The sequence below is a fragment of the Pseudomonas sp. GW821-FHT02C04 genome (assembly GCF_059421845.1).
This window is the reverse complement of sequence record NZ_JBWKVT010000004.1, coordinates 612,471-624,858: the sequence shown is the minus strand read 5'-3', so window position 1 is coordinate 624,858 and position 12,388 is coordinate 612,471. Positions and strand designations below refer to the sequence as shown.

Genomic DNA, 12,388 nt, shown 5'->3' with positions numbered 1-12,388 from the left:
GAGCCTTCGTCATGATCGGAGCGGTGATCCTGATCGTCATTTGCCTGCTGATGCTGGGGCTGTCGATTCGCCTGTTTCTGCATGGTGTGCGCAAGACTGCCAATGAACGAGTGCTGACGCGGCTGGCCGCCGGGCAACCGCAGGCGGCGGCCGAAAAATCCTCGTGGGCGGGGCTGGAGCGGATGTTCCTGCGAGCAGGCCTCGGGCGTCCGAGCGAGCACTTCGGGTTATGGCTGGCGTTGTGGGTCCTGGCCATGATGCTGGGTTACCTGGCGGCCGAATGGATCGGCCTGTTGATCCTGATGCTGGCGCCACCCCTGATTCTGCGGTTGTACATCGCCTGGCGGTACCGGCGCCGGCTCAACCGCATGATCGAACAATTGCCGCAGTTGCTGGACCACACCGTGCGCAGCCTCAAGTCCGGCCGGACCCTGAGCGACGCGGTGATGGGCGGCATCGAAACCAGTGACGACCCGTTGAAGTCGGCGATGGGCCGGGTGCAGCGCAACGTGCAACTGGGGGTCAACCTGCCGGACGCGGTGAGCGATTTCGCCGAACTCTACGAGCAGGATGAACTGCGCATGTTCGCCCTGGGCCTGAAGGTCAATCATCGCTACGGCGGCAACGCCAGCGAATTGCTGGAAAACCTGATCAAACTGATTCGCGAGCGCGACCAGGGTGCCCGCCAACTGCGCGCCCTGACCGGTGAAACCCGCATGACCGCTTGGGTGCTCGGATCGCTGCCCTTGATCCTGGTGAGCTATTTCATGCTGACCAATCCCGGCTACATGCTCGGCATGTGGAACGACTCCGGGGGCCAGATGATGCTGATTATCGCGGTGGTGCTGCAGGTGCTCGGTTGCCTGGCGCTGTGGCGCATGTTGAGGAGTGTCTGACATGGTGATGCTGGCCAGTCTCATGCTGTTGCTCGGCGCCCTGTTGCTGGTCGGCAACCACCTGTTGACCGAGCGCCGTCGGGTGCGTCAGGTCAACCAGCGTCTGCAGGGCTATCTGGTGCGTGAAAGCCGCTTGCGCACCTGGTTGCGAGCGCTGGGCAACAGCCGCTTCGGCCAGCGTTCGGTGAGCATGGACAGCGAAACCCAGACCCTGCTCAACCGCCTCGGCTGGCGTCGGGCCAGTGAGCGCTCGCTGTTTGCGGCGTGCCAGATCGGTACGCCGTTATTGGCACTGGGCATCGGGTTGTTTCTGCAGGAAGTGTTCTTTCCCCAGGCGCCCAAGGGCTGGCTGGTGCCGATGTTCGCTACCGGCACCGGCTACCTGCTGCCCAAGCGCCTGCTGGCCTATGCCGCCGCCCGGCGGCAGAAGATCATTTCGGTGGAAGTGTCGACGTTCATTCCCCTGCTGCGCATCCTGTTCGAGTCCGGCATGGCCGTCGAGCAGGCCTTGCGCGTGCTCAGCATCGAGGGGCAAAAACTGCTGCCGGAACTGACCAGCGAACTGCGCCTGATTCTGGCGCGTGTCGACTCGGGTCTGGAACTCGGCCAGGAACTGAACAAGGCTGCGGCGATGCTGGCAGTGGATGAATTCACCGACACCTGCGTGATCCTGCAACAACTGATTCAACAGGGCGGCGGGGCGATGAAATCGCTGCTGGCGCTCAAGCAACTGCTCGATGACCGCCGCCTGACGCGCCTGCAGGAATACATCTCGAAGATGTCGGCGAAGATGTCGGTGGTCATGATGTTGTTCCTGTTTCCGGCCTTGCTGATCGTTTTGGCAGGCCCCGGATTTACCGCAATCACCCGGGCGTTTGCGTCCTGACACTGGCGATGGAGAGCATTTGATGAAAGCACTGATGGTCGTGGCAAGTCTGTTGCTGCTGGGAGGTTGCGCAACGGACGGTCAGGCGCCGTGGACGACGATGCTGGCGCCGGCCAGTTGCAGCAAGCTGAGTTCCGAGCAGGAGCTGTCGCTGAATCTGGTAGATGACCTGGCCAACGACGGCAAGCTGCACGCCAGTCTGGCCAACCTGCAGAGTCTGCCCGACAACCTCGTCGAGGTGCGGCTGCGCAAGGCCAGGGTCTACCGCCTGCTGGGGCGCAGTGAAGCCGAGCCGTTGTATCGCGGCCTGCTCGGTACTTGCCTGAGCGCCGACGCCGAACATGGTCTGGGCCAGTTGTATGCTGCCCGTGGCGACAACGGTCAGGCGCAGGCCCACTTGCAACGGGCGGTGCGACTGGCGCCCACCAACGAAAACATCCGCAACGATCTGGGCGTGGTGTACCTCAATCAGCTGCGACTCCAGGACGCCCGGTTCGAGTTTCTGACCGCCATCGAGTTGAAGCAGAACAATCAATTGGCGACGCTGAATCTGGTCACCCTGTTGATCTACCAGAACAACTGGCAGCAAGCCGCCGAAGTCGTCAGCCGCGCGCACCTGACCCCGGAACAGTTCACCGATGCCCAGGAGCGCGCGGAAAAACTCAAGGCTCCGGTGCCGGCCAAACCCGCCGCGAGCAATCAGGTTGCGGTGGTGGCTGACCCGCAACCGGCGACGATCAAGTGAACCTCCAGGAGGCGCCATGAACACGTTCAAGACCCTGTGCTGCCTGAGCCTGCTGAGCCTGCCGCTCGGTGCCTTCGCCATCGACGCCGGCCCGGCATCGGCCCAGCAGCAGGAAACCGAAGGCTGGCTGTTGCTGCAAAGCCGCAACAAGGCCGCGTCCCCTGACCCGCAAGCGGCCACGGCCACCGAGCGAGAACTGGCGATGCAGCGCTGGCTGAAGAAATACAAATATGAAATCCCCGATTTCTATGACCCGGATGCCGGGGGCAAAATCGAGACGAAGAACTAAGTCGATAGTGGCGCAGAGGTCGCCATTGCGGGTATCCCGGTCGGCCCGAAGGCCGCCGGGGATCAAGACTAGTGGGCCGTAACCCGCTGCCGCATGGCCGCCGCACTCGGTGACAAGGCCAGTGCCAGTTGCGTGCGGTTGTGCATGTGGGTCAGGCGCAACACCTGCGAAACGTAAAGCTTCACGGTGTTTTCGGTAATGCCCAACTCGCACGCAATCTGATAATTGGTCTGCCCCTTGCCCACCAGGCGTGCCACGTCCAGTTGCCGTGGCGACAGCTGATTGAAGATCGCCGGAATCTCCAGTGCATCGGCCTCGCTCGGCACCTCGTTACTGACGGGCCCAGGGCCGCGACGAACCTTGTCCAGATCCTGATAAAGATCATCGATGGACGACGACAGGTCCTGAAGCTTCTGATTCAGATGGCCCAGTTGCAGGGTTTTCTGCCGCTCCTGCAGCACCACCTCCTGACGCTGCAGGCCCTCCAGCAACTCGTCCAGATTGACCGGTTTCTGGTAGTAGTCGGCAATCCCGGCGCGCAACGCCTTGATCACATCCTGCTTGTCGGCGCGGCCGGTGAGCATGATCGCTTCGAACGCCCGGTGTTTGCCGGCCAGCCGTTGCAGCTCCTGCACCAGTTGGATGCCGTCCATGTCCGGCATGTGCAGATCGCACAGCACCAGGCCGATCGCGGTGTCGTCCGTAAAACGCTCGATCGCCTCTTTACTGGACTCGCACGGAACACAGCGGTAGCCGCTGCTCTCGAGAAATTCACAGAGTTCTTCGACGATCAGAGCCTGATCATCGACAACGAGGACTTTTACCGCAGATGTAAGCTTGTTCACGTGCCACTCCATGCCCAGGCCAAAACTGACCATTCCTGTACTGTCAGCCGTTGGCCGTATAACCAGTACCTTTGAAAGTAGACGCACTTTCCGACTATGTACATAAGACTAGTGGCGTTTAGCGACTAATGGATCCAGGGTAGTGCCAGTAAAAATCCGATCAGCACGAACGGAGCAAATGGCAGCTTTTTTGACATCGATGGCGCCATATATCGAAGACGATGCCTAAGCCCTTGACTCATATGCAGCCAGACTCTTGGCGCCAGCAGAATCCAGATCAGGCTCGCCGCGCCGGCACCGATAAAAATCCCGAGCAGCGACGTGCCGTCCGTCGCAAGGCCAAGAGCTGTCATTAATTTCACATCGCCGGCGCCCATTCGCCCCATGAAATACCCGGGCAACGTGAACGCCAGCGCCACCAGGCAAGCCCAACCGCCCTGCCCCGCTTCGGCGCCCATCCAGGTGGTGCCGAAATACACCAGATAAACCAGCGCCAGGGTGCCGACACCCAGGGTCAGGGCATTGGCAATCCGTCGTTGCCGGGCATCCTGTGCCGCGCAGACCGCCAGCCAGATCAGTAGGACAAGACTTTGCATCCGGTAAAAACCGTCCGTTTTTGCTGAATGATTCTATGCTGATACTACGCAGTGACTGTCAGGGTAGACGCACGGATGAAAACCGGCTCTCGGAAGGCGCAAAAAGGTGCGGTGGCGATCGAGTTCGCCCTGGTGTTCGTGATCTTTTTTGCGGTGTTTTACGGCCTCGTCAGCTACAGCCTGCCGTTTGTGTTGATGCAGACGTTCAACCAGGTCACGGCCGAAGCGATACGCCGCGCCGTAGCGGTCGATCCCACGATCCCCAACTATTCGACCGTGCTGGTCAGTACCGCCAATGCTGCGTTGACCCAGCAATTGTCGGTGCTGCCGTCGTCACTGAATGTGGTGGTCGGCACTGATACGTCAGCGGTCTATGACCCGACACTTGGCACCCTCACCGTCAGCGTCAATTACCCGGTCAGCAAACTGAATCAGGTCATCCCGTTTCTGGTGTTGCCGGGCGTCGGCACTGTGCCCAGCCTGCCCACCAACCTGACCGCCATCTCGAGCCTGAAATTTTGACCCCGGGTGACAACCTGCTCGGCCGCCTGATGAAGCGGGGCATGCTCGCCAACGATTTGCCGGACGTGCTCGGTTCGCCTTTGACGGGCCTGCATATCCACCTCGACAGCGAAGGCGGCGTGTTGCAAATGGCCGGCCCGCTGCGCCTGCTGCTGGCGCAACAGACGCCTCGTGACAAACCGTTGCCACTGCACGACTACCTGCTGCCTCACAGCACGCTGGCCATCGAGGGCCGGCCGCTGGACTGGCAAGGGCAACTGCTGGATCTGGATTTCCCAGGCCTGAGCGACCAGACCTTGCACCTTCGGGGCTGGGTCCAGCCGCTAGGCAGCGGCTGGCTGATGCAACTGATGGACATTGCCGACCTGTTGCTCGAACGCCAGCAATCACGTCAGCGCGAAGCGTGCCATCTGATCGCAGAGCAGATCAGCAAGCAGCTGCGCAGCTGCAGCCTGGGACGATTGCCGATGCTTGTCAGCGAACAATTGCAGGTGATCGCCCAGCGCTGGCAGATCCCGTGCCTGGCGCTCGCCCTGCTCGATGAACAGGAACAGGGCTGGCAGATCCACCAGCAATTCCACGCCCATGACGCACCGGCGCTGTGGCATGACGGCCAGCGTCTGGGCACGCCGCTCGATAGCCTCAATGGCACCGGCCCGCAGCGCCTGGGTGCGCATTACGGCCAGTATGAACACTCGCGGGTCCAGGGCCTGTTCGGCAACGCCGAAGGTTTCGCTGTGCCTTATAGCGATGATCGAGGCGTGATGGCGTGGCTACTCTGCGGCTTTTACGCGGTGGACAAGACTGCGCCGTATCTGACCGATCGCGACTGGCTGATGCTGGCCGGCGCACTGGCGGGGCCGCTGCTCGGGCGCCTGCGTGAACAGCAGCATCAGCTGCAACTGGAGCGATTGGAATCCTTGCAGACATTGCTCGGCACCGGCTGGTGGGAAATCGACAATGGCGAACAAATTCACCTGGCTCCGACGCTGGCCGCCCTCCTGCAACAGGACAGGCCGACACTGACGCTGGAAAACTGGCTGACGCTGATCCATCCCGCTGACCGCGAAGAAGTCCGCAGCCGCCTGCAAGCCCTGCAACTGCACGGGGAAATCCTCGACCTGTGCGTGCGTTTGCATCATCCCGACGCCGGTCAGATGCCGGCGTGGTATCGCCTTCAAGGGCAAGTCACCGGCACCGGCGATCACCGCCGGCTGGTAGGTTTCATGCTCGACATCAGCGACATCAAGAACCAGCAGCAACTGGCCGCTGCAGCCCATGCGCGGCTGGACAACCTGATCGCCAGTTCGCCGGCAGTCATCTATGTCCAGCACTACGCCGAAGGGGCGTTGCTGCCGGCGTTTTTCAGCGCCAGTCTGCAACCGTTAATGGGCTGGAGCCTGGAAGACTGCGACGCTGGTGCGCTGGCAGAACGGATTCATCCGGATGACCGGCCCCTGTATTTCGAACGAACCCGACAGCTGTTGCGCGAAGGCTCGGTGCGCGCCCGTTATCGGTTGCGCGACAGTCGCGGCGATTATCACTGGCTGCTCGACGAAGCCCGGCTGCTGCGCAATGATCTCGGCCTGCCGGTGGAGGCCGTCGGTTTGTGGCTGGACGTCACCGAAGCGACGCTGGCTGCCGAACAGGTCAGACAGAGTGAAGAGCGCTACCGGATTCTGGTGGAAGACTCGCCGGCGATGATCTGCCGCTATCGCCCGGACCTGATCCTGACCTTCGGCAACCGGCCACTGGCGACGTATCTGGAATGCGCTCCGGAAGCCCTGGCGGGCGTCGATCTGGGCAGCTGGATGTCCGACGTTCAACGCGCCGCCTTCGTGGAGCGCCTGGCGTTGCTGACCCCGCAATCCCCCGTCAGCACCGCGGAAATAAACTTGCAGTTGCCCGGGCGCGAACATGCATGGTGGGTGTGGTCGGATCGCGGGGTGTTCGATGAGCACGGAAAACTGATCGAAGTGCAGGCGGTGGGCCGCGACAACACCGAAGTGCGCCGCTCCCAACAACAACTCACGCAAAGCGCAAAAATGGCCACCCTCGGCGAAATGGCCACAGGTCTCGCCCACGAAATCAATCAGCCGCTGAACGTCATGCGCATGGCCATCGTCAACGTGCAGAAGCGCCTGAGCAACGGCGATGTGCAGATCGATTACCTGACCGACAAACTCAATCGTATCGACGCGCAGGTCCAGCGCGCCGCGAAAGTAGTGGATCACATGCGGGTGTTCGGCCGCCGTTCCGAGATCGAGCAGCAACTGTTCAACCCGGCCAGCGCCATCGAAGGCACGCTGTCGCTGCTGGCCGAGGGCATGCGCGGCAAAGGCGTGGATTTGCGCATCAGTGAAACCGCGTTTGAAGTTCAGGTGCGCGGTTATGTCGATCAGCTTGAGCAGGTGTTGATCAACCTGATGGTCAACGCTCGGGATGCGTTGCTGGGCAAGCGCGAGTCCGACTCAGGGTTCAAACCGTGGATCTCGATCTATGCCGAACGTGACGAGTCGAAGATACGACTGTGGGTCGAGGACAACGGCGGCGGTATCGACCCGCGTCTGCTGGAGCGGATTTTCGAGCCGTTCTTCACCACCAAACCGGTGGGTGTCGGCACCGGTCTGGGGCTGTCGGTGAGTTACGGGATCATCGAGAACATGGGTGGTCATCTCAGTGTGCGCAACTCGGTGGACGGCGCACGGTTCTGCATCGAACTGCCGATCGCCCTCGACGACTAGATCACCAGATACGCCTTGCCGGTCTGGCCACAGGTCATGTTGGCGCCGACGTCGACATCCATCAGATTGATCCCCAACCCGCTGAGCAAATTGTTGAGCAGCGGGTCGAGCAGCGGGCTTACCAGATTGGTAATCAACGGTTGCAGGATTGTCGTGACGCTGCTGATCAGGCTCGCAACGCCAGCGACAACGGCGCCCAAGGGATTGCTGCCGATCGGTTGATAGACGATCAGATTGATCCCGGCCAGGGTGTTCGCCAGGCTGTTGACGATGTTGCTGGAGGGCGCTGCGGAAATCACGCTCGGCGGCAGCTTCAGGTTTGGCGGCGTGGCGAATGGTGTGCCACTGGAAAACACCAGATCCTGAGTGTTCTGCGCCACGCTTGTGTTGACCATGATCGCGATGCCGCCGGCGGCGTATTGCACGTGGGTACTCGAGTCGCAGCTGCCAATACCTAAAATCGTATGGCAGGTCACAACACCCAGGTCCACCAGCGGCAACGGGGTGACCGTGGGTTCGGCAGAGGATGAAAACGCGTTGGTCGGGTCGATCTTGCCAAGTTTGAGGTCGGCAACCGAAGTGATGGTGTGGGCCGTCAGGCTTTTGGTGCCCGTGTTGTCGGTCGGGCAACTGTAGTCGGTGACGTAGCTGATGGCGCCGCCGGCATCCAGGCTGATGTCGATTTCCGGTGATGGCAACAATAACGGGTCCATTCGTTGGCAACTGAGGCAAAGAAGTGAGTTCGCCAACGAGACCAGATTCAGGGTCAACAGCTGATTGACGGTCGTGCTCAGAGTGCCGACCAGCCCCAATACCGCGTTGCTCAGCCCGGCCACCCCGGACAGCACAGGCAAATTGACCGAAAGCATCGTGCGAATCTGCGCCGTGCGCACATAAATCCGGTTCGGCCCGGTGGGATTGGCCTTGGCCAGCGCCGGATCGCCGATGGCGGAGAACTGCGGCGGCTCGATGACCTTGACCCGCACCGTGACATTCGCCAGCCCCAGCACGCTGATCGGCAAGGTCGCGGCCACCGCACTTTTGCTGTTGGCCAACTGGATCACGCCCTGGACCAGTTGCAACAACTGCAGATTGGCATCCAGCCCGGCCGCCGTGGTGCCGGTCTGCAGTTGCAGAATATCGCCGAGCTTCACCGGCGCAGCATTGATCGCCGCCACTTGCAGCTGGCCCAACGCAGTGATCACGTCGGCTGTCGCGCCATTGAGTTGCACCACCGAGACAGCGGCCTGAATCAGTTGCGTCACCGTGGCCTGGGTATTGAGCAACTGGGTGTAGTTGCCGGCGGCCACGTTGAGGTTGATCGCCAGTTGATTCAGGTAGCTGAGCAGGTTGATGTCGGTGTTGAGCAGGCCGTTCCAGCCCAGGGCCGTCAGGTTGACGTTGCCACCGAGTAATCCGGAAAACAGCGGGTTGAGGATGTTCGACTGGGCGGTGTTGATGCTGGCCAGGTTGCTGCGGATATTCAGTTGGGCGACGGTCGGCTTTGGCAGGGCAGCCACCGCCGAGGCGTAGAGCACCGTGTTGAGACTGACCGGCGTGCTACTGAACAGCGCCTGCACGCCCCCGGCAAAACTGGTGGTCACGGTGTGGTTGGCCGCGACCTTGACCGCCGCCGATTGCGTGGCATCCACTGTAAACGTACGCAGGCCGCTGGCGGCGGTCACCAGGGTGCCGCAATCGACCACGATGACGTTGTTGGCATCGGCGGTAAAACCGTTGCGGGTCGCACTTTGCCCGGCGTAACTGGCGGCGGTGAGGCCCGGCAGGCAATTGCCGCCACGGCTGACGGCTTCCAGAGCGGCGGTATCCACCAGTCGCTGCAGTTTGCGTTGCTCCATGTACAACCGGCCGGTGTCCACCACCAGCAGCATCAATATCAGCGCCAGGCTGAGGGTGGCAGCCGCCATCAAGCCGATGGCCCCCCGCTGCCGGGCCGGGCCGCCACACTGTGAATGACGCGACATGGCGCACTCCTTTGCCGGCGCATAGCCGGGCGCAACCTCCATGGGTGGGTGTCAGTGTAGACGTGGCACAAAGAGACTGCTGGCAACGCGCCATGCAAAAAAACGGGAGCCAATGGCTCCCGTTTTTTTTGCACTGGCTTAGCGCGGTGGGTAGTTCGACAGGATTCGAGTCACCGTCTCACGAATGGCGTTGCTGCGATCCGCCGGGTTCGGCGTGCGGCTGAGCATCTGTTCATCGCTACCGCGCCACACCAGTTTGCCGTCCTTGCCGTCGAGCAGGTCGATCTGGATCGTCGCGACCTTGTAGGTGATGTTGCGGGTTTCGTTGTACATCGGTGCGCCCCAGTAACCGTTCCATGGGCCACCCCAACCGCCGCCGTAGTTGGTGGTCACCTGTTGCTGGCGATCCTCGACGATCAGATAGGTCTGCACACTCAAGTCACCTTTGCTGCCCGCAGCGGCCGGACGCAGGCCACGCTGGTCGAGTTGATCGGCGACGGACTGGCGGATGCGCTGTTCGGTCAGGTCGCTCTTGATCCGTGGGTCGTCGGGACGGTATTGCAGGGCGGGTTCTTTCCAGCTCCAGCTGCGGTAGGCGGCAAAGTCGCGGCTGGCGTCGAAGTCATGATTGACCTGGTTCGCGGCGCACGCACTGAGCAGCGCGGCCACGGCCAGTAAAGCGAGACGGCGGAACATGGTTTTTCTCCGATGGAAGACATGAACCTGGGGGAGCTTCTCATTGGCAGGAAGCTAACTGGGAGGATACGCCGACATTGCCTTTTCGACAGCCTCCCGGATCGCATCGGCCCGGTCACTCTGGTTGCCCTGGGTGCCGGTTTCGGCGCTGGCACTCCAGACCGGCTGACCGCTGCCGGCATCGAACAGATCGACTCGAACCACCACGACCTGCTCCTGATAGGTGCGTACGATCGGCACCGTGTTGTACATCCCGTAGCCTCGGCCGTAACGGTCATAACCACCGTATCCGCCATACCCGTAATCGTCCTGAACCTGGCGCAAGCGGGTTTCCAGACTCAGGTTGGCACTGACAAACAGGTCGGCCGGACGATTGTCATGCAGCGGGCGTAAGCCTCGCTGATCCAGCGCATTGCTGACCGCCTCGGCCACTTGCGCCGAATCCGCCCAGGCCGAGCCCGGCGGCAAGCGCCCATTGAGCCACGCCCAACTGCGGTAGCGCCCGTAATCCCGAGGCGGCGCGGGATAAGCGCTGCGATCGAAAGTGGTCGCGGCTTGCGGTGGCGCCGGCGGCAATGGCCGCGACTGCGCCACATAGGGGTTGCTGCCCTGGCACGCGGCCAACCCCAGACAGATCAGCAGTAACCCTGAATGACCTTTCATTTCACGCTCCGATCAGATCGGCCGGCAGATCCAGTGCAAGTAACGCCCAAGCCCGGCGAAGCTTGGGTGACGACGGTGGGCGAGCTCCATCTCGAGCAAATCAATCAACTCGGCGCGGGCCTGAAACTCCACCGGCATGTAATCGTGGAAAACCCGCACCCCGCTCTGACTTTCGACCTGCCACAACCCTTCGAGTTGCGCGGCCAGCTCCCGTGGATCGAGCGGCTGCTGCGGGGTCAGGCTCTGCTTCTCGCCGGCCATGTCGTTCTTGCGCATTTTCTTGAAATGGCCCTTGAGCAGATTGCGATAAACCAGCGCATCACGGTTATAGAACGCCAGCGACAGCCAGCCGCCGGGTTTGGTCAGTTGATGCAGCACCGGCAGGATCGCGTGGGGTTCGGCCAGCCATTCGAGCACGGCGTGGCAGATCACCACGTCATAGGGTTCGGTGAGCTGGCCGAGCAGTTCCTGCCACGGCGCCTGAATGAACGTCGCGGTCTGCCCGGCCTCGGCGAAACGCTGACGTGCGCCTTCGAGCATCGGCTCGGCCGGCTCGGTGAAGGTCACGTCGTGCCCACGCTCGGCCAGCCACAGCGACATGTGGCCGAGACCACCGCCGATGTCCAGCACCCGCAACGGGCGATCCGGCAGGGCTTCGGCAAGATCCGCCTGCAACACCGCGAGGCGGATCGCGCCTTTGGCACCGCCGTAGATTTTTTCGGCGAAACGGGTCGCCAACTGATCGAAATGACGGTCGCTCATCAGCTGAACCGCCGTTCGCTGTCGGCGAGCTTGCTGCGCACCACTTCATTCATGTCCAGCCCCAGTTCGCTGCACAGCAGCAACAGATAGAGGACGATATCACCGACTTCCTGGCCAGCATGGGCCAGTTTGTCCGCGGGCAATTCGCGCGACTGGTCTTCGCTCAGCCACTGGAAGATTTCCACCAGCTCGGACATTTCCACGCTGGCGGCCATGGCCAGGTTTTTCGGGCTGTGAAATTGCCGCCAGTCATTGCGGTCGCGAATGGCGTGCAGGCGTTCGGTCAGTTCAACAAGGTTCATCGATTTCTCCTGAAGGCGTATAGCTTCGGGGGGATGCTGCGCGAAGGCAAGGGGCAGCCACCACCCGGCAAACCCTCTATGCTTGCAGGGAACTCGGCCGCCCCCGGCGCGGCCCAAGGCTCAGCTCTTTCATCAGGATGCAAACATGCAGGTAGAAAGCTTTTTCGAATGGCTGGGCCAGGCGCTCGGCTCGATCATCCGCTTCATCGTCGACGGCCTGAGCGGCCTGTTCAACATCTTGGGCAATGCCGGCGGCAACTTCGTCGACGGGCTGGCGAAGGCCTTGGGCATGGACACCTCGATCATCAGCATCATCGCGTTGATCGTCGGCCTGATGCTGCTGTGGTCGGCGATCCGCGCGTTCATGAATGCGTCGATCATTGCTGGAATCATCTGGTTGCTACTGGGGTTGTGGCTGTTGAGCTGGATCATTCACTGACCCCACCCGCTACAATGC

At 61.7% G+C, this 12,388-nt stretch carries 14 protein-coding genes; 7 read left to right on the top strand and 7 right to left on the bottom strand.

Annotation, left to right across the window (positions count from 1 at the left end):
• The first annotated feature begins 11 nt into the window (after nucleotides 1-11).
• The 4 genes from AC07VV_RS18415 to AC07VV_RS18400 are packed head-to-tail and all read left to right on the top strand — an operon-like array spanning nucleotide 12 to nucleotide 2,816.
• The gene (locus tag AC07VV_RS18415) at nucleotides 12-896 is read left to right on the top strand and encodes a type II secretion system F family protein (protein WP_495037034.1); all 885 of its coding nucleotides are present in this window, start codon (nucleotides 12-14) and stop codon (nucleotides 894-896) included.
• Nucleotide 897: 1 nt separating this feature from the next.
• Nucleotides 898-1,782 (top strand): type II secretion system F family protein, encoded by an 885-nt coding sequence (locus AC07VV_RS18410; RefSeq protein ID WP_495037033.1) that lies wholly within the window; start codon nucleotides 898-900, stop codon nucleotides 1,780-1,782.
• A gap of 22 nt (nucleotides 1,783-1,804) precedes the next feature.
• Nucleotides 1,805-2,527, top strand: coding sequence for a tetratricopeptide repeat protein (locus AC07VV_RS18405; protein WP_096819721.1), 723 nt, complete (start codon nucleotides 1,805-1,807; stop codon nucleotides 2,525-2,527).
• Between the two features lie 16 nt (nucleotides 2,528-2,543).
• Nucleotides 2,544-2,816 (top strand): DUF3613 domain-containing protein, encoded by a 273-nt coding sequence (locus AC07VV_RS18400; RefSeq protein WP_495037032.1) that lies wholly within the window; start codon nucleotides 2,544-2,546, stop codon nucleotides 2,814-2,816.
• A gap of 68 nt (nucleotides 2,817-2,884) precedes the next feature.
• Here AC07VV_RS18400 and AC07VV_RS18395 read toward each other — a convergent pair whose 3' ends face one another.
• Nucleotides 2,885-3,661: a response regulator transcription factor gene (locus AC07VV_RS18395; protein WP_495037031.1), complete on the bottom strand. Its 777-nt coding sequence runs from the start codon at nucleotides 3,659-3,661 to the stop codon at nucleotides 2,885-2,887.
• Between the two features lie 125 nt (nucleotides 3,662-3,786).
• Complete coding sequence (locus tag AC07VV_RS18390) at nucleotides 3,787-4,257, bottom strand: A24 family peptidase (RefSeq protein ID WP_096819723.1); 471 nt, start codon at nucleotides 4,255-4,257, stop codon at nucleotides 3,787-3,789.
• A 75-nt stretch (nucleotides 4,258-4,332) separates the two neighbouring features.
• Between AC07VV_RS18390 and AC07VV_RS18385 the strand changes: the two genes are divergently transcribed.
• Complete coding sequence (locus tag AC07VV_RS18385) at nucleotides 4,333-4,779, top strand: TadE/TadG family type IV pilus assembly protein (RefSeq protein WP_096819724.1); 447 nt, start codon at nucleotides 4,333-4,335, stop codon at nucleotides 4,777-4,779.
• Nucleotides 4,776-7,523, top strand: a complete 2,748-nt coding sequence (locus tag AC07VV_RS18380; RefSeq protein ID WP_495037030.1) for a PAS domain-containing sensor histidine kinase — start codon at nucleotides 4,776-4,778, stop codon at nucleotides 7,521-7,523. The genes AC07VV_RS18385 and AC07VV_RS18380 overlap by 4 nt, the downstream gene beginning before the upstream one ends.
• Here AC07VV_RS18380 and AC07VV_RS18375 read toward each other — a convergent pair.
• The 5 genes from AC07VV_RS18375 to AC07VV_RS18355 form a co-directional block, all read right to left on the bottom strand.
• The gene (locus tag AC07VV_RS18375) at nucleotides 7,520-9,508 is read right to left on the bottom strand and encodes a pilus assembly protein TadG-related protein (RefSeq protein WP_495037029.1); all 1,989 of its coding nucleotides are present in this window, start codon (nucleotides 9,506-9,508) and stop codon (nucleotides 7,520-7,522) included. The two genes, AC07VV_RS18380 and AC07VV_RS18375, sit on opposite strands and share 4 nt — an antisense overlap.
• A gap of 138 nt (nucleotides 9,509-9,646) precedes the next feature.
• Nucleotides 9,647-10,204 (bottom strand): DUF4136 domain-containing protein, encoded by a 558-nt coding sequence (locus AC07VV_RS18370; RefSeq protein WP_495037028.1) that lies wholly within the window; start codon nucleotides 10,202-10,204, stop codon nucleotides 9,647-9,649.
• A gap of 54 nt (nucleotides 10,205-10,258) precedes the next feature.
• Nucleotides 10,259-10,867 carry a DUF4136 domain-containing protein gene (locus AC07VV_RS18365; RefSeq protein ID WP_102620074.1) on the bottom strand — a complete coding sequence of 203 codons (609 nt, stop codon included), beginning with the start codon at nucleotides 10,865-10,867 and terminating at the stop codon, nucleotides 10,259-10,261.
• A gap of 12 nt (nucleotides 10,868-10,879) precedes the next feature.
• Nucleotides 10,880-11,629, bottom strand: coding sequence for a methyltransferase (locus tag AC07VV_RS18360; RefSeq protein WP_495037027.1), 750 nt, complete (start codon nucleotides 11,627-11,629; stop codon nucleotides 10,880-10,882).
• Nucleotides 11,629-11,931, bottom strand: a complete 303-nt coding sequence (locus AC07VV_RS18355; protein ID WP_134825353.1) for a MazG-like family protein — start codon at nucleotides 11,929-11,931, stop codon at nucleotides 11,629-11,631. The genes AC07VV_RS18360 and AC07VV_RS18355 overlap by 1 nt, the downstream gene beginning before the upstream one ends.
• A gap of 145 nt (nucleotides 11,932-12,076) precedes the next feature.
• Between AC07VV_RS18355 and AC07VV_RS18350 the strand changes: the two genes are divergently transcribed.
• Nucleotides 12,077-12,370 (top strand): hypothetical protein, encoded by a 294-nt coding sequence (locus AC07VV_RS18350; RefSeq protein ID WP_085732747.1) that lies wholly within the window; start codon nucleotides 12,077-12,079, stop codon nucleotides 12,368-12,370.
• Nucleotides 12,371-12,388: the final 18 nt, after the last annotated feature.